Origin of the sequence: Scleromatobacter humisilvae (genome assembly GCF_023231945.1) — a bacterium.
GTDB classification, from domain to species: Bacteria; Pseudomonadota; Gammaproteobacteria; order Burkholderiales; family Burkholderiaceae_C; genus Scleromatobacter; species Scleromatobacter humisilvae.
The window spans coordinates 240066-257800 of sequence record NZ_JAJLJH010000001.1; the positions used below are offsets into that span (position 1 = coordinate 240066).

The window sequence follows — 17735 nt, forward strand, 5'->3', positions numbered from 1 at the left end:
GTCCGCGGCTTCGCACCGCCTGACCTCCTGGCTCGCGTCGCTGCCCGGCAGGAACCCCTGCCGAGGTCGCGCTCGCGGCCTCCCCTTCCAGCGTCCCATTTTAGCCTCGGCCGGGGGGTATTTCAGGTGACGGAAAGCTAGTCGCGCACCTCCATTCACGAGGGAGCGCGGCGCATTTCACGCGAATCGACCGCAGGATGACGCTTGCGATCAGGGTTCACCCCAAAGGCGTCGCGCGGGCGACATCGCGCTCGCCGCGATTGGCGCCGTCCGGCGCGCATCCGGCGACGCCGGCTGTCGACTCGTCGCCTGCCGCTGGCGGCCCGCGGCCGGGGTCGCGACCATGCGTGCATTCCCGTTCGACACCTCACAAGGAACCACGCCATGCCCTCGCCGCTCGACATCGTCTCCCACACGCCCATCGCCGTCTGGATCGCCCTCGCCGTGCTGGTGATGGTCGGCCTGCGCCAGACGCGAACCACGAAGATGTCGGCCGGACGCGTCTGGCTCGTGCCCTTGCTGGTCGGCGCGGCCTCGCTGGCCGGCGCGCTGCGCGGCTTCGCCGGCGCCGGCGAGCTGCTGACCGGCGGCTGCTGGGCGATCGGCGCCGCACTCGGCTTCCTGTCCAACCGCTCGCTGGACCTGCCGCGCCGCGTCAGCGCCAACGACGACGGCAGCTTCACGATCGGCGGCAGCATCGCGCCGCTGCTGCTGTTCGTCGGCGTGTTCATGGTGCGCTACGTCGTCAACGTCGCGCTGGCGATCCAGCCGGCGCTCGCGCACGATCCCGTGGCCGCCGCGGCCGCCGCGATCGCCTACGGCCTGACCGCCGGCCTGCTCGCCGCGCGCTCGCGCAAGATCTGGATGACCCGGCGCGACCGCGTCGACCTGGTCGCGGCCTGAGGTCACAATCGACGGCTCCTGCCTTGCGAAGCTCTCCGCCAGCGTGCTGTTCCCTTCCAACGCCTCGCCCCTGACGCCGCCCGTTCGTGGCGGCGTGCTGCGGCACGGCCCGATCGTGGCGCTGGCCAACGCCGCGATCGCCGGACTGATGGCGACGATCAACGGCGGCCATTTCGGCCACCTGCTGGTCTATTCGGAATGCATCGGCCTGTCGATCTGGGGCCTGATCGAATTCGGCAGCCGCCTGCTGCCGGCGCAGCCTTCGGGCTGGCCGGGCGGCTGGGGCGGCATCGCGGTGGTGGCCGGGAGCTGCGCGCTCGGCTACGGCATCGGCGTCACCGTGGGCGATGCGATCTTCGGCTACACGTCCTGGGCCAATTACTTCCGCAGCCCCGTCCTGCTGATGCGCGACTTCGGGCCCACGGTGGTGTTCTGCACGGTGGTCGTCGCCGCGTTCTACGCCCACGGCCAGGTGCGCGCGCAACGCGCCCGGGCCGCCGCGGCGGCGCACGAGGCCACGCTCGCGCGGCTGAGCCTGCTGCAGTCGCAGCTCGAGCCGCACATGCTGTTCAACACGCTGGCCAACCTGCGTGCGTTGATGGCCGCCGACCCGTCGCGCGCGCAGGACATGCTCGACCACCTGATCGCCTTCCTGCGCGCGACGCTGGCCGCGAGCCGCCTGGCCGAGCATCCGCTGGCCGACGAGTTCGCGCGCATCGAGGACTACCTCGCGCTGATGCGCGTGCGCATGGGCGAGCGCCTGCGCGCCGGCGTCGCACTGCCGCCCGAGCTGGCGGCGATCGCCGTGCCGCCGCTGCTGCTGCAGCCGCTGGTCGAGAACGCGATCAAGCACGGGCTCGAGCCGCAGCGCGGCCCCGGCGAGCTGCGCGTCGACGCGGCGCTCGACGGCGCGACGCTGGTGCTGACGGTCGCCGACTCCGGCCGCGGCCTGGACGCCGCCGCCGCGGCGCGCGCCCGCGAGCCGGCCGACGCGGGCGGCGGCTTCGGGCTCACGCAGATCCGCGAACGCCTGCAGACGCTGCATGGCGACGCCGCCAGCCTCACGCTCGCGCCGCGGGCCGAAGGCGGCACGCGCGCCGAGATCCGCGTTCCCCTGCCCGCCCGGAAGCCGACCGCATGACCACCGCCCTGATCGCCGAGGACGAGCCGCTGCTCGCGCAGGCGCTGCGCGCCGAGCTGGCGCGCGCCTGGCCCGGGTTGAAGGTGCTGGAGCCGGCCGTCGACGGCGACGAGGCCGTCGAGCGTGCGCTGGACCAGCGTCCCGACATCGTCTTCCTCGACATCCGCATGCCCGGCCGCAGCGGGGTCGAGGCGGCCGAGGCGATCGTCGAGGAATGGCCGGACGACGCGGGCGCGCTGCCGCTGATCGTCTTCGTCACCGCCTACGACCAGTACGCGCTGCAGGCCTTCGAGCGCGCCGCGGTCGACTACCTGCAGAAGCCCGTGCAGCCGGGCCGGCTGGCCGCCTGCTGCACGCGGCTGAAGGACATGATCGCGCTGCGCGCGGCGGCCACGGCGTCCGCCCCTGCCGACGACGCGGCGCTGCTGGGCCGCCTGCGCGCGCTGCTGGGCGCGTCGCCGGAGGCGTCGGCACCGGAAGCGCCGCTGGCGATCCTGCAGGCCAGCATCGGCGCGACGCTGCACATGATCCCGCTGGCCGAGGTGGTCTATTTCGAGGCGGCCGACAAGTACGTGCGCGTGGTCACCGCGACACGCGAGGCGCTGATCCGGATGTCGCTGCGCGAGCTGCTGCCGCGGCTGCGTGCCGAAGAGTTCTGGCAGATCCACCGCGGCACCGTGGTGCGCGCCGACGCCATCGCCACGGCCAACCGCGACGATTCCGGCAAGGTCTTCCTTACCTTGCGCCAGCGACCAGAACGGCTGGTGGCGAGTCGCCTCTACGCGCATCTGTTTCGCGGGATGTGACCGACGCGGCCTGGCCGCGCATCGCCCTGTCCCAGCGCTGCAGGCGCTCGGGGCTGACGTCGAAATGCTGGCCGAACAGCAGCGGGCCCTGGCGCGCCATCATCGTTGCGACGCGCGCAGCGGCGGGGTCGCCGGCATCGGCCGCGGCCGACAGCTGCGCATAGGCCTGCGGCCACTGCTGCGCCTCGTACGCTTCCATCGCCATGCGGAATCGCCCCTGCGGCACATCCCCATTGCCGCGCAGGCCCGCGCCCGTCAACGCGATGCAGGCGGCGACGATCGCCGTCGCGCCGATCAGCACTTGTGCGCCGGTATCGATCCAGCGGGCCGTCGTGCTCATCGTCATCGTCATCGCGTGCTGCATGGTGCTCTCCTCGTTTTCGTGGCGAGTCGACCTTCCGACTGCCGAGCCGCGAGTATGGAAAACCGGCGGCCGCCAAGCCATCCCCCTTGAGAGGGGACGGCCTGCCGCCATCTGTAACTCCGCCAACTAGAATCGCCGGGACATGAACACGCCCAAAGCCCCCAACGCCTCCGTGTCGGCCGACGAAGCCGTCAAGCCCGCCAATTTCCTGCGCAACGTCATCGAGCGCGATCTCGAGGCGGGCACGTACGCGAATCGACAGTGGGGCGGCGGCCCGGGCGATGCGGCCAGGCACGCGGCCGGCGTGCCCGACGCGGCGCGCGTGCGCCTGCGCTTCCCGCCCGAGCCGAACGGCTACCTGCACGTGGGCCATGCCAAGAGCATCTGCCTGAACTTCGGGCTGGCGCGCGACTACGGCGGCGTCTGCCACCTGCGCTTCGACGACACCAATCCCGAAAAGGAAGAGCAGGAATACGTCGACGGCATCAAGGAGAACGTGCGCTGGCTGGGCTTCGATTGGGAGACCTCGTTCGGCAACAACCTGTTCTACGCCAGCGACGACTTCGACTTCATGTACCGCGCCGCCGAGGCGCTGGTGCAGGCCGGCCTCGCCTACGTCGACGAGCAGTCCGCCGACCAGATCCGCGCCAACCGCGGCGACTTCACGACGCCGGGCACCAACAGCCCGTTCCGCGACCGCACGCCCGTGCAGAACCTCGAGCGCCTGCGCGAGATGCGCGACGGCAAGCACGCCGACGGCGCGATGGTGCTGCGCGCCAAGATCGACATGGCGAGCCCCAACATCAACCTGCGGGACCCGGCGCTTTACCGCATCCGCCGCGCGCACCACCACAACACGGGCGACAAGTGGTGCATCTATCCGATGTACACGTTCGCGCATCCGATCGAGGACGCGCTCGAGCGCATCACGCACAGCATCTGCACGCTCGAGTTCGAGGACCAGCGCCCGTTCTACGACTGGCTGCTGGAGCGTCTCGTCGAGCTCGGGCTGCTGGCGCATCCGCTGCCCAAGCAGTACGAGTTCGCGCGCCTGAACCTGACCTACGTCGTCACCAGCAAGCGCAAGTTGCGCCAGCTGGTCGAGGAGAACCACGTCAGCGGCTGGGACGATCCGCGCATGCCCACGCTCGTCGGCATGCGCCGCCGCGGCTACACGGCCGGCGCGCTGCAGCTGCTGGCCGAGCGCACCGGCGCGACCAAGAACAACACCTGGATCGACTACGCGTGGCTGGACATCGCGCTGCGCGACGACCTCGAGGCGAAGGCCGCGCGCGCGATGGCCGTGCTCGATCCGATCCCGCTCAAGCTCACGAACTGGTCCGACGTCTTCGGCAGCGCCGCCACCGAGCCGTGCAGCGCCCCGGCGCATCCGCACCATCCCGACATGGGCACGCGCCAGTTCGCGCTGTCGCCCACCGTGTGGATCGAGCGCGACGACTTCCTCGAGGTGCAGACCAAGGGCTACCAGCGCCTGTTCCCGGGCAACAAGGTGCGCCTGAAGTACGGCGTCATCGTCGAGTGCACAGGCTGCGAGAAGGACGCCGACGGCAACGTCACCGCCGTGCTTGCCACCGTCGTGCCCGACACGAAGAGCGGCACGCCGGGCGCGGACCTCGTCAAGGTCAAGGGCACGATCACGTGGGTGTCGGCGCACGACGGCGTGCCCGTCACGCTGAACCTGTACGACCGCCTGTTCGCGGTGCCGCAGCCGGGCAGCGCCGACTCGCTGACGTCGGAGCTGAACCCCGACAGCATTAAGGTCACGCAGGGCTACGTCGAGCCCTCGGCCGGCAGCCTGCCCGCGGAGACGCGCGTGCAGTTCGAGCGCCACGGCTACTTCGTGACCGATCGCGTCGACCACCGGCTGGACAAGCCGGTGTTCAACCGCGTCACGACGCTCAAGGACAGCTGGGGCAAGTAAGCCTGCAGTCATCCTGGCCCTTGATATGGGCCGCGCCGTCCTCAATTGAGGCTCAAGGGCGACGCACGTCGCCCGTTGCCTGACCTCAAGGAGTCGTGATGGCTGCCGCCGCGCTGAAGAACCGTATCGAGAACCTGATCGCCATGGCCCAGTTGCTGGAGCGCGTGGACGCCAACCCGACGATCGTCGGGGCGCAGCAGTACCTGAACCTCGTCAACACGGTCAAGACGCTGCTGGGCGAGGACGACCTGCCCGAGGACGCCCTGCGCGCCGTGCTGCGCGCCTGCCCGGCATCGGCCACGCTCTACGAGAACCTGCACTACGACCGCTCGGGGCTGTCGCAGTCGCCGCTGGACGCCGCCGTCAGCTCGGAAATGGCGGCCACGGAGCTGATCTCCGGCCTGCGCGCCCGCATGCATTGACGCTTGCACGCAACAGTTACGACGTGCCGTCGCTGAAGCGACAGACACTCGACTGAGCTCCCCTCACATTCGAGCCGGCAATTGCCGGCTCGAGTCGTTTCCTGGGCACGACTCCGCTTCCGGCGCACGCCCTCTTGCGGTGCATCTGTCAACAACGCGCGACATTTTTCGGCGTACCTCCCACGGTACGTGCACTTGTTCGCGCAAATGGCATGCCCGCGGGGATTTAGCGCGACTAGACTCCGCCCATTGGAAAAACGAGTACGGAGACAAACTCACATGGCATTCCTGAACAAGAACACCGCCCTGGCCATCGCCGCCCTGGTCGCCTGCGGCTCGGCCGCCGCCACGGAAGACTATGACCTGCGCTACGCGCCGGGCTACGGCGCAGCCGACATGTCGGCCCCGTTCGAAGGCGGCTGGGTCTTCCAGGCACATGCCTACGTCTACAGCGGCAACGTCCGCGGCACGCAGACGGTCAACACCGACCTGACCGGCGCCATCTCCGCCGCCATCGGCAGCCCGCTGCCGCCGAACTCGGCCGGCGCCCACACCGTCATCCGCACGAACGACCAGCAGAACGTCAATGGCGTGCTGGCTCGCCTGAGCTACATGAGCGCGACCACCTTCCTCGGCGCGACCATCGGCGGCACCGCGCTGCTGCCGCTGATCAACAAGGGCAGCGAAGCGAGCGTCACCAACATCACCACGACGCTGACCGGCATCGCCGCGACGCTGCCGGCCCCCAACCAGGCCGGGCTGATCGGCCTGGTCAACGCCGGTGCCGCCCAGCAGGGCAACGCGCTGGCCGCCGCCAACTCCAACAAGACCTGGGGCCCCGGTGACCTCGAGGTCTCGCCGATCCTGCGCTGGAGCACCGAAGCCACGCAGACGCTGTTCGTCATGACGGTCGTGGCACCCACCGGCGACTACAACGCGAACCGCGCCGCCAACCCGAGCGCCGGCAAGTTCTGGACGTTCCGTCCGGCCGTGCAGTTCAGCTATATCGGCGACGGCTGGGACGTGGGCACGCGCGTCGCGTATTCGTACAACTCGCGCAACGTCGAGACGCACTACAAGAGCGGCGCCTACATGAACTGGGACCTGGCGCTGATGAAGTCCGTCAGCGAATCGACCCGCGTCGGCCTCTCGGCCTACGCCGTCGACCAGCTGAACAAGGACACCACCAACCTGACGGCCGCCCAGTTCGCAGCCAAGGATCCGGCGTTCCAGGCGCGCGAGGAAGGCACCCTCAACGAGAAGGGCCGCATCTTCGGCGCGGGCCCGGAAGTGGCCTACATCCACGGCGCCGGCGACTACCTGCTCGAAGGCCGCGTCATGAAGGAATTCGGCGACCAGACGCGTCCGAAGGGCTTCACGGCGATCGTGTCGCTGTCCAAGCCGTTCTGATCGGCGGGAAGAAGTCACGGCTGACCGCGCCGGCATCGCGCCCCGCGTTCAGCGCGCACCGATTCCGTCCGAAACAAGGGTTGCGACGTCCCGTCCCAGGAAGTCCGGACGGCGTCGTTCCCGCGCGGCACTGCAAGTCGCCGCGCCCAGAGTGAGGGTGAGTTGACCATGAAGAAGCAAACGTTGCGCCGCCTCGTGTCGGCACTGGTGTTGGGTTGCGCCGTCTCCGGCGCCTGGGCCGAGATCGACGTGTCCGGCGTGCCGCTGGACGAGACGGTCACCGTGGCCGGACAGCAGTTGCACCTCAACGGCGCCGGCTACCGCAAGCGCGGCTACTTCAAGATCGACGTCACCGCGCTGTACCTGCAGCAGAAGGCGACCACGCTGGAGGCCGTCGAGAACGCCGCCGGCCCGAAGCGCGTGCAATTGACCATCCAGCAGGACGTCACCGGCTCGCAGGCCTCGCGCTACTTCCTGATCGACTTCGAAGCGTCGGCCACGCCGGCGGAATTCGCCAAGCTGATCACCGAGGTCTCGCAGGTGGGCGACATCTACAGCTCGCTGCCCAAGATCAAGAAGGGCGACGTCGTCGTCATGGACTGGATCCCCGGCAAGGGGCTGCTCGCCACGCTCAACGGCAACGTCCTGCAGGCGCACGGCACGCCGTCGCCCTACATCAACAGCGAGCTGCTGGCCAAGGTGATGCTGCGCATGTACGTCGGCGGCAAGACGCCGGCCGAGCTGCACGACAACCTGCTGGGCCTGTCCAGCAGCATGCGCGACAAGAAGTAGTCGCGCCGCGACAGATCTCGAGGCCCTGACGCGTGGAAGCGCGTCGGGGCCTTTGCTCATCGCCGCCTAGACCTGGATCAGCTCGATCTTGTAGCCGTCCGGATCCTGCACGAAGGCGATGAACGAGGTGCCGCCCTTGACCGGCCCCGGCTCGCGCGTGACCTTGCCGCCGGCGTTGCGCACGCTGTCGCAGACGGCCGCGACATCCGGCACGCCCAGCGCGAGGTGGCCGAACGCGGTGCCGATCTCGTAGCCGGCGACGCCGTAGTTGAAGGTCAGCTCGATCTCGGCCGAGCCGACCTCGCCGTTGCCGTCGTCGGCGCCGTAGCCGAGGAAGGCCAGCGTGTACTGCTGCTCGGGCCGGTCGGTGGTGCGGCGCAGCGTCATGCCGAAGTGGCGCGTGTAGAAATCGATCGAGCGCTGCAGGTCGCCGACGCGCAACATGGTGTGGAGGAACTTCATGGCATCTCGAGGCTGTGGAGGGGGATCGCCCGCACGTTAGCAAACATCGCCGCGCCGAGTGCCGCAGGGTCATTGACCAGGCGCAGCTCGTCGTACGCGCGCTGCGCCTGCGGGTAGCGGCGGCGCAGCAGGTTGAGCCACTGCTTGAGCCGCCCCGCGCGATGGCGCGGCTCCACGCGGGCGCTCACGAGGCGCCAGAACTCGGCGAGCTGCGGCAGCAGGTCCTCCCAGGCGACGGCCGGCGGCGCGCCGTAGTCGGCGGGCGACTGCGGGCCGCCGGCCGAGGCCTTGACGTAGCCGCGCGCGTCGAGCGGGGCCTCGGTCGCATGGCGCGGCAAGGCCGTCGACGGCACGTGGCCCGCGCGACGGCTCGCGCGGATCGCCCGCGCCAGGCCGGGGTCGGCCACCATGCCGCGACCGAGCATGAGGCCGTCGCAGCCGGAGACGCGGCGGCAGCGCTCGGCGTCCTCGGGCGTCCAGATCTCGCCGTTGGCGATCACGGGGATCGCGACCGCCTCGCGGATCGCCGGCACGCGCTCCCAGTAGGCCGGCGGCCGGTAGCCGTCGGCCTTGGTGCGCGCGTGCACGACCAGCTCGCTCGCGCCCCCGCCCGCGAGCGCCTGCGCGCACTCGCGCGCGAGCGAGGCGTCCTCGTAGCCCAGGCGCATCTTGGCCGACACCGGCAGCGCGGCCGGCACCGCGCGCCGCACGGCCTCGACGATGCGCCCCAGCAGCGCCGGATCCTGCAGCAGCGACGCGCCGCCGCCGTGGCGGTTGACGACCTTGGCGGGACAGCCGAAGTTGAGGTCGATGCCGTCGGGCCGGAACGCGGCCAGCGCCGCCGCGTTGTCGGCCATGCACGCCGGATCCGACCCCAGCAGCTGCGGCCGCACGGGCACGCCCGCGCGCGTGCGTCCGCCCTGCAGCAGCTCGGGAACGATGCGCGTGAATACCCGGTCGGGCATCAGCATGTCGGTGATGCGGATGAACTCCGACACGCAGCGATCGATGCCGCCGACGGCGGTCAGGATCTCGCGCAGCGGGTGGTCGAGGAGCCCCTCCATCGGGGCGAGCAACAACAGGCTCACGCCGGCCACTCGTCGACCGAGTCCGCCAGGCGCTCGTAGTCCGACTCGTCGTTGTAGACCTGCGCCGCGAGCCGCACGCAGACGTGGCCGTCGATCGCGAGCACCTGCGCCTCGATGCGGCGTTCGAGGAACAGCCAGTCCTTCAACGCTGGCGCCGCGGACTCGCCGAGTGCATCGATGCGCGCCGGCAGCGCCACGCTGGCCATGCAGCCGACCATGGACTCGGGCGTCGTGAACGGTTGGCCCCAGCGCGCCGACAGCTCGTGCGCCATGCGCCAGACGAGGTCGTGGTTCCACGTGCGCATCGCAGCCAGGCCCAGCACGTCGCGCATGAACGCGATGCCCGCCGGCGCCGACAGCATCGCCGACGGATCGCGCGTGCCGGTCCAGTCGAACTCCTGCGCGAGGCCGACGTCGAGTCCCCACGAGATCGTCGGCGGATGGATCGCGACGCGATGCGCGGGCGCCACCCACAGGAAGCCGCAGGCGCGCGGCGCGAAGGCCCACTTGTGCAGGTTGCCGACATACCAGTCGGCGCCGAGCGACGAGATGTCGAGCGCGATCGCGCCCGGTGCGTGCGCGCCGTCGATCAGCACCGGCACGCCGCGCGCCTTGCAGCGCGCCGTCATCGCCGCCACCGGCAGCGTCAGGGCCGTGTGCGACGAGATGTGGTCGAGGATCGCGAGCCGCGTGCGCGGCGTGAGCGCGCGTTCCACGGCGTCGACGCAGGCATCGGTCGGATCGCCCTGCACGGGAAACGGCGTCGCCACGATGACGACCCGCGCGCCCGCGCCGCGCGCGACGAACTCGGCGGCCTTGATCACAGCGCCGTAGGCCTGGTCGAGCACGACGATCTCGTCGCCCGGCTGCAGCGCGATCGAGCGCAGCACGGCGTTGATGCCGGTGCTGGCATTGTCGACGAACACGAGGTCGTCGCCGCGCGCGCCGACGAATTCGGCGACCGCGTCGGCGGCCTGGCGCAGCAGCAGGCGCGGCGCGCCGGGCTCGTCGGCCGTCACGCGCATCAGCTCGCGGAACAGGAAGGCGGCCGGCTGCGCCTCGATGCGGCGCTGCCAGGCCTGCTGCGTCTCCAGCACCACGCGCGGCGTGGCGCCGACCGTGCCGTGGTTCAGGTAGGTGATCGCGGGATCCAGCCACCAGTGGGTGAGGAAGGAACGGCCGAAGGTGGGCACGGGTTTTCCAGAGCGCGGAGAAGCGGCGATTGTCGCCCGCCGCGCAGGTATAAAGCGCATCACCACAACAGGGAGGACACGATGGACAACAACCGTTTCGCGCCGCCGAAGGCGAACGTCGAAGGCGCCTACAGCGAGGTCGCGGCCGCGCCGCCGTTGTGGAACCCGAACGCCGCGGCGAGCTGGAGCCTGCTCTTCTCGCCGATCTTCGGGACCTGGCTGCACCTGAGGAACTGGCAGGCGATGGGAGACCACGAACGCGCGGGCCATGCGCGCAAATGGCTCATTGCGTCGTTCGTCATGCTGCTCGTGTCCATCGTGCTGGCAGTCTTTCTTCCGCCCCATCTCGGGGGCGTGACCCGCATCTTCAACTTCGCCTTCCTGATCGCGTGGTACTACGCCGCCGCCAAGCCGCAGGTCGCGTTCGTCAAGGGGCACTACGGCGACCACTACCCGCGCCGGGGATGGCTTGTTCCGATCGCGACGGCGATCGGCGTGATCGTCGCCTCGCTGGCGGCGCTCGTGGCGCTGGCAATGATGCTCGGCGCGCGCGCCTGAGCCCGGTTCAGTGCAGGTCGCTGAGCTGGACCGCCGGCGACGCGTACTCGCGGCCGACGCTGCCCTGCGCTCGCAGGAAGCTGGCGCGCGCGCCCTCGGTCATCGCGTCCCACTTCACCTCGCCCTGGTGGTCGCACGGGAAGGCCAGTGCGCGGCCCGAATGGAACAGCGACTGGAAGCGCAGTTCATAGCGGGCGAGGGATTCGGCGGCGGGCAGCGGGTCGGGGATCATGATGGCCTCGGGTGTTGCTGGTGAGGACTCGCGGCGTGGCAAGGGCGCCAGGATGAGTTCAGTGTGCGCGCCGGCCCGCGCGCACGATATCGGCGAACTTCCATCGGCAGGCTAGTCGCCGGCCTCGTCCGCCTGTAGTCGCGGCGGACGACGTCTTGTCAGTGCGCGTCTGACACACTGGCGTTCCGCTGCTCATCCGCACACGCCCGTGACCGCCCCGCTCATCCGCCCCGCCACCGTCGACGACGTCGACACCCTCTGCCGCCTCGGCGCCGCCACCTTCCGCGAGACCTACCGCCCCATCAGCGATCCGCGCGAGGTCGATGACTACGCCGACGAGCATTTCACGCGCGCCAGGATCGAGGCCTGGCTGCACAGGACGGACGCGCGCACGCTGCTCGCGTCCTTGGCGGACGCGCCGGTCGGCTACGCCCACGTGCGCCGCGCCGCGGTGCCCGACTGCGTCGCCGACCCCGAGGCCGTCGAGCTGTCTCGCCTGTACCTGTTGGGCTCGGCGCAAGGCGTGGGGCTCGGCAGCGCGTTGATGGCCGAGGCCATCGCGCAGATCGCCGCGCTGGGCGCCCGCACGGCGTGGCTGGGCGCGTACGACCGCAACGTCAAGGCGCTGGCCTTCTATGCGCGCCACGGCTTCGTGCAGGCCGGCACGCACGCGTTCGAGTTCGGCGGCCGGATCCACGCCGATCCGGTGCTGACACGTGCTGTGACACCGGCCGCGCGAGGCCCGTCTATCATTCGCGCCTCGCAAAACATTCCCCGGAGATTGCCCCGATGACTTCCCGCCTGAGTTCCGTCCGCCTTGCCGCCGCGCTGGCGATCGCCGCCGGCTTCACCGCCGTCGCCCACGCCGACGACGCCACGGCGCTGAACGCGGCCGCCAAGGAGCCGGGTGCGGTCGTCACGGCCAGCGGCCTCGTGTTCAAGTCGCTCAAGGAAGGCACCGGCGCCAGCCCGAAGGGCACGGACGTCGTCAAGGCCAACTATCTCGGCAAGCTCCCCGACGGCACCAAGTTCGACGCCTCGGCCGACCACGGCGGCCCGATCAGCTTCCCGCTCAACCGCGTGATCGCGTGCTGGACGGAAGGCCTGCAGAAGATGAAGGTCGGCGGCAAGGCCAAGCTGACGTGCCCGTCGGCCATCGCCTACGGCTCGCGCAGCATGGGCCCGATCCCGTCGAACGCGACGCTCGTGTTCGAGGTCGAGCTCGTCGGCATCAACTGACGACCGTCAGGGCTTGTCGTCGGCGTCCGTGTGGCCCGGCACCAGCCCCATGCGCTGGTGCAGGCCGGCCAGCATGGTGTCGAAGATCGTGCGGTGCGTGTCGGGCACCTTGGCGAGGATGACGTCGCGCCAGTCGTCGTGCGCGCAGTCGCCGGTGCCCACGCAATGCAGCGCCACCTCGACGCCGCCGCGGCAGTTGCCCACCAGCTCGCAGCCGACGATCTCGGCGCCCCACTCGTGCAACTGGCGGTCGGTGCCGTCGTCGCCGGCGGAGTTGCCGACGTCGAGGAAGTCGGCGTTGTTCCGCAGCGCCTCGGCGGCGGCCCAGCGGTCGCCGGTCTTGAGCGCGGCGTCGATGTCGGCATCGGCCGTCTGGCGCGCCGCCGGCGACACGATGCCGCGGCCGTCGGGCGGCATCAGGAAGTCGCGGCCGCCGCGCTGCTCCATCGCCACCTTGTACAGCGACTGGATGTCGGGGTAGGTCTCGAGCACGCCGGTGCAGCGCTTCTCGATGTCCTCGATCAGCGCCACCGCGCCTTCGTGGAACGCGTCGTTGCCCGTGTGCGTGGCGGCGATGCCCTTGTGCTGGTTCAGGTCGTTGCAGCGCTTCCACGCGAGCAGCGCGTAGAACTTGCCGCCTTCCTGCGGGCGGCCCATCGCCTGGCCGATGAAGTCGAGGTAGTTCGTGGCGCCCTCGAACTCGCTGCGCATCCGGGCCGAGCGCGCGTTCTGCTCAGTGCCGGCCTGCTGCGACGGCGTCAGGCTCCCCCCGCCGCCGGCGGCCGCGGTGCCGCTCGCGGATACGACGCCGCTCGCTGGCGCGGCCGTCCGCGGCTTCAGGTGATGCACGCGCCTGGACAGGTTCACCAGCGCGACGCAGCCGAGGATCACCAGCACCAATCCCGCCGTCGAGAGCTTGTGATCGCGGATCCACAGCAGCACCTGGTTCATGCGCGGGCTCCCGCGCGCGCGTCACGCGCGACGGCGCGCGAAGGGCGGAGGGTGGACAGGATCAGGGGCATGCGGCGTCCAACGAGAAGCGGACACCCATTCTCTACGAGGCCGGTGCCGGCCCGCCGCCGGTCTCGCGCAGTTCGCGCGGCGTCGCCCCGAACCAGCGCCGCACGGTGCGGCTGAAGTTGGAGGTGTCGGCGTAGCCCAGGCGCGCGGCGATCTCCTCGACCGGCTCGGCGGTATGCAGCAGCATCCACAGCGCGCGCTGCTTGCGCGCGGCGTCGAGCAGTTGCTGGAAGGTCGCGCCGTCCTCGTGCAGGCGGCGGATCAGCGTGCGCGGCGAGATGCCACAGCGCGCGGCGACGTCGGCCATGCGGGGATAGGCGCCGGAACCCGACACATTCGCGACGCTCGCCAGCAGCCCGGCCACGCGCTGCGCTAGGCTCGCGCCGGCGACCTCGGCCAGCGCCTCCTCGCACTCGCGGCAGGCGCCCGCATGCGCCTTCGCGTCGGCGCCGATGCAGGGGAGCGCCAAGTCGCGCTGCACGAAATGGAATGCGAAGGCCGGGCGGTCGAAGCGGATGTCGGCGACGCCGAAGCGCTGGTACTGCTCGCGCCAGGCGGGCGTGGCCAGCGGCAGCTCGATGCGCAGGTCGGCCGGGATCTGCCCGACGGCCGTCTCGAGCATGCGCAGGATCGCCGACAGCACCGTGTCGATGACGAAGGTTCGCACCCTGGCGCCGAGATCGGCGCGCTCGGTGGCCTGCATCGTCATACCCGTGGCCGTATCGACGCAGGTCCAGGCCATCGCGTCGTTGCGCGTCGTGCCGTAGCGCGCGAGCGTCGTCACGGCCTCGCGCAGGTCGCGGCTGGTTACGACCGCATAGCCGAGCGCGCCGTGCGCGGACACGGGCGCCCCGCCGCCCAGGTCCAGCCCCAGCCACGGCCGGCGCGTGGCCGCCATCGCGCCCTCGGCCAGGCGCACGATGGTGTCGCGGCCGAGGCGCTTGTCGTCGGTGACCAGCGTCGCCCAGTCGAGGCCGGCCGCGGCCAGCACGCGGTCGCCGTCGACGTCCGCGTGCTGCAGCAGCATGCGCAGCAGGCGGGCGTAGATCGGCGGCACGAGCGACGTCGGCTGCGGCAGCGGGGGATGGGCAATGTCGGGGCGCGGCATGTTCCAGGATGGGGCGGCCGTCTCAGTGTCTTCCCTTGAAAGGGGCGCTCGACGGCCTGTTTGTCACTTTATGACGATTTGTTGGCAGCTGCATCGGTGTCAGCCCCGGACCGGCGCCACCAAACTGGCCGCCACGATGAGTCTCGCCACTGCTCCCGATCCAGCCGTGCCCTACGTCGACCGCAAGCGTCACGCCTGGGTGTTGTCGCTGCTGGTGCCCACGCTGGTCGGGCTCGGGCCGGTGCTTTACCGTGCCTGGCCGATGACGCTGATGTTGTGGCTTCCGGTCATCTTCGTCTATTGCGTCGCGCCCCTAATCGACCTCGCGCTGGGCGCCGACACCAGCAACCCGCCCGAGGACGCGGTGCCGCAGCTGGAGGCGGATCCGTTCTATCGCCGCGTCACCTACGCGCTGGTGCCGCTGCTGTGGGGCGCGTTCGTCTACGGCGCCTGGTTCTGCATGCGCACGCCGCTCACCTGGGCCGGGCAACTGGCCATCGTGATGACGACGGGCATGGTCGGCGGCTTCTGCATCAACCTCGGGCACGAGCTGGGCCACAAGAAGTCGAAGCTGGAGCGCTGGCTCGCCAGGATCGTGCTGGCGCCGACGTTCTACGGCCACTTCACGATCGAGCACAACCGCGGCCACCATCGCGACGTCGCCACCGCGGCCGACCCGGCCTCGTCGCGCATGGGGGAGGGCATCTGGCGCTTCGCGCTGCGCGAGATGCCCGGCGCGTTCCGGCGCGCGTGGCAGCTCGAGCGCGCGCGCATGAAGGTGGACGGCCTGCCGTTCTGGTCGCTGCACAACGAGCTGCTGCAGCCGGCGCTGATCACCGTCGCGCTGTGGACGACGCTGGCCGCCTGGCTGGGCCCGCAGGTGCTCGTCTTCCTGCTGCTCGCGTCGCTGTGGGCCAACTTCCAGCTGACCACGGCCAACTACATCGAGCACTACGGCCTGCTGCGCCGCACCGAGGCCGACGGCCGCGTCGAGCGCACCGAACCGCGCCATTCGTGGAACAGCAACCACCTGTTCTCGAACTGGGCCGTGTTCCACCTGCAGCGCCACTCCGACCACCACGCGCACCCGATGCGGCGCTACCAGTCGCTGCGCCACTTCGACGACGTGCCGCAGCTGCCCAACGGCTACTTCGGCATGTTCACGATCGCGTACTTCCCGCCGCTGTGGTTTGCGCTGATGGACGCGCGGCTGGTCGCTGCTGTCCACTCGGATGCCTCGCGCATCAATTTCCATCCTCGCAGGCGTGCCGCGCTGATGCGCAGGCACGGGCTGGTCGATTTCCCCACATGATTCCCGTTCAAGAGGTCTTCGTTGACTGAGCAAAAGAAAGAAGAGCCAAGCATGAATTTCGACTACATCATCGTGGGCGGCGGATCGGGCGGCTGCGTGCTGGCGGCGCGGCTCAGCGAGGATCCCTCGGTGTCGGTGGCGCTGATCGAGGCCGGCCCGGTCGACAGGAACATCCTCATCCACGTGCCCGCCGGGCTCGCGCTGCTCGCGCAGACGAAGACGGCGAACTGGAACTTCGACTCCGTGCCGCAGAAGGGCCTCAACGGCCGCACCGGCTGGCAGCCGCGCGGGAAGGTGCTGGGCGGCTCGAGCTCCGTCAACGCGATGATCTACATCCGCGGCCATCGCGCCGACTACGACCACTGGGCGGCCGAGGGCAACGAGGGCTGGTCCTACGACGAGGTGCTGCCCTACTTCAGGCGCGCCGAGCACAACGAGCGCATCCACGACGAGTACCACGGCAACGACGGCCCGCTCAACGTGATGGACCTGCGCAGCCCCAGCCGCTATGTCCAGGACTTCATCCAGGCGGGCCGCGAGGCCGGCTATCGCATCACCGACGACTTCAACGGCGCCGACCAGGAAGGCATCGGCCCGTACCAGGTCACGCACAAGAACGGCGAGCGCTTCAGCGCGGCCAAGGCCTACCTGACGCCCAATCTCGGTCGCAAGAACCTGACCGTGTTCACCGACGCCCACACCACGCGCATCCTGTTCGAGGGCAGGCGCGCGACCGGCGTCGAGTTCCGCCGCGCGGGCCGCCTCGAGCAGATCGGCGCGAACCACGAGGTGCTGATGGCCGCAGGGGCCCTGCAGACGCCGCAGATCCTGATGCTGTCCGGCGTGGGCCCGGCCGCGGAACTGGGCCGGCACGGCATCGGCGTCGTCCACGACCTGCCGGGCGTCGGCCAGAACCTGCAGGATCATCTCGACGCCACGCAGGTGATGGTCGCGCCGCAGATGAAGGAGAGCTTCGGCGTCTCGTTCGGCGGCATCGCGCGCGTGCTCAAGGCCATCCCGCAATGGCGCCAGCATCGCCGCGGCATCCTCACGACCAACTTTGCGGAGGCCGGCGGCTTCATCAAGAGCCAGGCCTCGGAGCCCATCCCCGACCTGCAGCTGCACTTCGTGATCGCCAAGCTGGTCGACCACGGCCGAAAGACGGTGCTGGGCCACGGCTACTCGGGCCACGTCTGCGTGCTGCGCCCGCGAAGCCGCGGCAGCGTCACGCTGGCGAGCGGCGACCCGATGGCCGCGCCGCGCATCGACCCCAACTTCCTCGGCGACCCCGACGACCTGCAGCGCATGGTGCGCGGCTTCCGCCTGATGCGCGAGATCTTCAACCAGCCCGCGCTCGCGCGGCTGGGCGGCAAGGAGCATCCGCGCTCGGCCAACGCCACCACCGACGCCGAGATCGAGCAGTTCATCCGCAACTACGCCGACACCATCTACCACCCGGTGGGCACCTGCCGCATGGGCCCGGGCGCGGCGATGGACGTGGTCGGCGCCGACCTGCGCATCCACGGCCTGGAGGGCATCCGCGTGGTCGACGCCTCGATGATGCCGCGCCTCATCGGCGGCAACACCAACGCCCCGACCATCATGGTGGCCGAGAAGGCCTCCGACATGATCAAGGCCGCGCGGCTGGCGCGCGATCAGGCAGATCCCCAGACGCTGCAACCCTTCGCCGACACCGAGTCGCCGTCGATCGAGTCACTGGCGGCCTGAGCCCGCCGCTCGGCG

19 protein-coding genes are annotated in these 17735 nt (G+C 70.4%); 12 read left to right on the forward strand and 7 right to left on the reverse strand.

The window, feature by feature from the left end:
* Positions 1 to 384: 384 nt before the first annotated feature.
* From LPC04_RS01125 to LPC04_RS01135, 3 genes are read left to right on the forward strand one after another with little or no spacing between them, the layout of a single operon-like run.
* The gene (locus LPC04_RS01125) at positions 385 to 903 is read left to right on the forward strand and encodes a DUF6622 family protein (RefSeq protein WP_275680337.1); all 519 of its coding nucleotides are present in this window, start codon (positions 385 to 387) and stop codon (positions 901 to 903) included.
* Positions 904 to 946: 43 nt separating this feature from the next.
* Positions 947 to 2044, forward strand: coding sequence for a sensor histidine kinase (locus tag LPC04_RS01130; protein ID WP_275680338.1), 1098 nt, complete (start codon positions 947 to 949; stop codon positions 2042 to 2044).
* Entirely contained in the window at positions 2041 to 2850 is an 810-nt protein-coding gene (locus LPC04_RS01135) for a LytR/AlgR family response regulator transcription factor (RefSeq protein ID WP_275680339.1), read from the forward strand. The genes LPC04_RS01130 and LPC04_RS01135 overlap by 4 nt, the downstream gene beginning before the upstream one ends.
* On the opposite strand, the gene LPC04_RS01140 is transcribed toward LPC04_RS01135, so the two are convergent.
* Positions 2780 to 3214, reverse strand: coding sequence for a hypothetical protein (locus LPC04_RS01140; RefSeq protein ID WP_275680340.1), 435 nt, complete (start codon positions 3212 to 3214; stop codon positions 2780 to 2782). The two genes, LPC04_RS01135 and LPC04_RS01140, sit on opposite strands and share 71 nt — an antisense overlap.
* A gap of 142 nt (positions 3215 to 3356) precedes the next feature.
* On the opposite strand from LPC04_RS01140, the gene LPC04_RS01145 reads away from it, so the two are divergent.
* The 4 genes from LPC04_RS01145 (at position 3357) to LPC04_RS01160 (ending at position 7780) form a co-directional block, all read left to right on the forward strand.
* Positions 3357 to 5156: a glutamine--tRNA ligase/YqeY domain fusion protein gene (locus LPC04_RS01145; protein ID WP_275680341.1), complete on the forward strand. Its 1800-nt coding sequence runs from the start codon at positions 3357 to 3359 to the stop codon at positions 5154 to 5156.
* A gap of 98 nt (positions 5157 to 5254) precedes the next feature.
* Complete coding sequence (locus LPC04_RS01150) at positions 5255 to 5578, forward strand: hypothetical protein (RefSeq protein ID WP_275680342.1); 324 nt, start codon at positions 5255 to 5257, stop codon at positions 5576 to 5578.
* A gap of 279 nt (positions 5579 to 5857) precedes the next feature.
* A complete protein-coding gene (locus LPC04_RS01155; protein ID WP_275680343.1) occupies positions 5858 to 6988 on the forward strand; it encodes a SphA family protein in 1131 nt (376 codons plus the stop codon).
* Between the two features lie 168 nt (positions 6989 to 7156).
* Complete coding sequence (locus LPC04_RS01160) at positions 7157 to 7780, forward strand: chalcone isomerase family protein (RefSeq protein WP_275680344.1); 624 nt, start codon at positions 7157 to 7159, stop codon at positions 7778 to 7780.
* A gap of 66 nt (positions 7781 to 7846) precedes the next feature.
* Here the strand turns inward: LPC04_RS01160 and gloA are convergent, their stop codons facing one another.
* The 3 genes from gloA to LPC04_RS01175 are packed head-to-tail and all read right to left on the reverse strand — an operon-like array spanning position 7847 to position 10523.
* The gene (gene gloA / locus LPC04_RS01165; RefSeq protein ID WP_275680345.1) at positions 7847 to 8242 is read right to left on the reverse strand and encodes a lactoylglutathione lyase; all 396 of its coding nucleotides are present in this window, start codon (positions 8240 to 8242) and stop codon (positions 7847 to 7849) included.
* The gene (locus LPC04_RS01170; RefSeq protein WP_275681900.1) at positions 8239 to 9306 is read right to left on the reverse strand and encodes a tRNA dihydrouridine synthase; all 1068 of its coding nucleotides are present in this window, start codon (positions 9304 to 9306) and stop codon (positions 8239 to 8241) included. Before LPC04_RS01170 ends, gloA begins: the two co-directional genes overlap by 4 nt.
* Before the next feature lie 20 nt (positions 9307 to 9326).
* Positions 9327 to 10523: an aminotransferase class V-fold PLP-dependent enzyme gene (locus tag LPC04_RS01175; RefSeq protein WP_275680346.1), complete on the reverse strand. Its 1197-nt coding sequence runs from the start codon at positions 10521 to 10523 to the stop codon at positions 9327 to 9329.
* An 81-nt stretch (positions 10524 to 10604) separates the two neighbouring features.
* On the opposite strand from LPC04_RS01175, the gene LPC04_RS01180 reads away from it, so the two are divergent.
* A complete protein-coding gene (locus LPC04_RS01180; protein ID WP_275680347.1) occupies positions 10605 to 11081 on the forward strand; it encodes a hypothetical protein in 477 nt (158 codons plus the stop codon).
* A gap of 7 nt (positions 11082 to 11088) precedes the next feature.
* Here LPC04_RS01180 and LPC04_RS01185 read toward each other — a convergent pair whose 3' ends face one another.
* Entirely contained in the window at positions 11089 to 11313 is a 225-nt protein-coding gene (locus tag LPC04_RS01185; protein WP_275680348.1) for a hypothetical protein, read from the reverse strand.
* 208 nt (positions 11314 to 11521) lie between these two features.
* Here LPC04_RS01185 and LPC04_RS01190 point away from each other — a divergent pair, with 208 nt between their 5' ends.
* Together LPC04_RS01190 and LPC04_RS01195 are read left to right on the forward strand one after the other, a co-directional pair.
* Positions 11522 to 12106, forward strand: a complete 585-nt coding sequence (locus LPC04_RS01190; protein WP_275680349.1) for a GNAT family N-acetyltransferase — start codon at positions 11522 to 11524, stop codon at positions 12104 to 12106.
* Complete coding sequence (locus LPC04_RS01195) at positions 12103 to 12552, forward strand: FKBP-type peptidyl-prolyl cis-trans isomerase (RefSeq protein WP_275680350.1); 450 nt, start codon at positions 12103 to 12105, stop codon at positions 12550 to 12552. Before LPC04_RS01190 ends, LPC04_RS01195 begins: the two co-directional genes overlap by 4 nt.
* Positions 12553 to 12558: 6 nt before the next feature.
* Here LPC04_RS01195 and LPC04_RS01200 read toward each other — a convergent pair whose 3' ends face one another.
* Positions 12559 to 13503: a hypothetical protein gene (locus LPC04_RS01200; protein ID WP_275680351.1), complete on the reverse strand. Its 945-nt coding sequence runs from the start codon at positions 13501 to 13503 to the stop codon at positions 12559 to 12561.
* Positions 13504 to 13606: 103 nt separating this feature from the next.
* A complete protein-coding gene (locus tag LPC04_RS01205) occupies positions 13607 to 14680 on the reverse strand; it encodes an AraC family transcriptional regulator (RefSeq protein WP_275680352.1) in 1074 nt (357 codons plus the stop codon).
* A 136-nt stretch (positions 14681 to 14816) separates the two neighbouring features.
* Here LPC04_RS01205 and LPC04_RS01210 point away from each other — a divergent pair, with 136 nt between their 5' ends.
* Positions 14817 to 15992 (forward strand): alkane 1-monooxygenase, encoded by a 1176-nt coding sequence (locus tag LPC04_RS01210; RefSeq protein ID WP_275680353.1) that lies wholly within the window; start codon positions 14817 to 14819, stop codon positions 15990 to 15992.
* Positions 15993 to 16043: 51 nt separating this feature from the next.
* Positions 16044 to 17720, forward strand: coding sequence for a GMC family oxidoreductase (locus LPC04_RS01215; protein WP_275680354.1), 1677 nt, complete (start codon positions 16044 to 16046; stop codon positions 17718 to 17720).
* Positions 17721 to 17735: the final 15 nt, after the last annotated feature.

Excerpts from the sequence above, each read along its gene's own strand:
- LPC04_RS01145 (WP_275680341.1), top strand. The coding sequence starts at position 3,357 with ATGAACACGCCCAAAGCCCCCAACGCCTCCGTGTCGGCCGACGAAGCC.
- LPC04_RS01170 (WP_275681900.1), bottom strand. The coding sequence starts at position 9,306 with ATGGAGGGGCTCCTCGACCACCCGCTGCGCGAGATCCTGACCGCCGTC.
- LPC04_RS01155 (WP_275680343.1), top strand. The coding sequence starts at position 5,858 with ATGGCATTCCTGAACAAGAACACCGCCCTGGCCATCGCCGCCCTGGTC.
- LPC04_RS01125 (WP_275680337.1), top strand. The coding sequence starts at position 385 with ATGCCCTCGCCGCTCGACATCGTCTCCCACACGCCCATCGCCGTCTGG.
- LPC04_RS01180 (WP_275680347.1), top strand. The coding sequence starts at position 10,605 with ATGGACAACAACCGTTTCGCGCCGCCGAAGGCGAACGTCGAAGGCGCC.
- LPC04_RS01160 (WP_275680344.1), top strand. The coding sequence starts at position 7,157 with ATGAAGAAGCAAACGTTGCGCCGCCTCGTGTCGGCACTGGTGTTGGGT.
- gloA (WP_275680345.1), bottom strand. The coding sequence starts at position 8,242 with ATGAAGTTCCTCCACACCATGTTGCGCGTCGGCGACCTGCAGCGCTCG.
- LPC04_RS01205 (WP_275680352.1), bottom strand. The coding sequence starts at position 14,680 with ATGCCGCGCCCCGACATTGCCCATCCCCCGCTGCCGCAGCCGACGTCG.
- LPC04_RS01140 (WP_275680340.1), bottom strand. The coding sequence starts at position 3,214 with ATGCAGCACGCGATGACGATGACGATGAGCACGACGGCCCGCTGGATC.
- LPC04_RS01215 (WP_275680354.1), top strand. The coding sequence starts at position 16,044 with ATGAATTTCGACTACATCATCGTGGGCGGCGGATCGGGCGGCTGCGTG.
- LPC04_RS01200 (WP_275680351.1), bottom strand. The coding sequence starts at position 13,503 with ATGAACCAGGTGCTGCTGTGGATCCGCGATCACAAGCTCTCGACGGCG.
- LPC04_RS01195 (WP_275680350.1), top strand. The coding sequence starts at position 12,103 with ATGACTTCCCGCCTGAGTTCCGTCCGCCTTGCCGCCGCGCTGGCGATC.
- LPC04_RS01210 (WP_275680353.1), top strand. The coding sequence starts at position 14,817 with ATGAGTCTCGCCACTGCTCCCGATCCAGCCGTGCCCTACGTCGACCGC.
- LPC04_RS01135 (WP_275680339.1), top strand. The coding sequence starts at position 2,041 with ATGACCACCGCCCTGATCGCCGAGGACGAGCCGCTGCTCGCGCAGGCG.
- LPC04_RS01185 (WP_275680348.1), bottom strand. The coding sequence starts at position 11,313 with ATGATCCCCGACCCGCTGCCCGCCGCCGAATCCCTCGCCCGCTATGAA.
- LPC04_RS01150 (WP_275680342.1), top strand. The coding sequence starts at position 5,255 with ATGGCTGCCGCCGCGCTGAAGAACCGTATCGAGAACCTGATCGCCATG.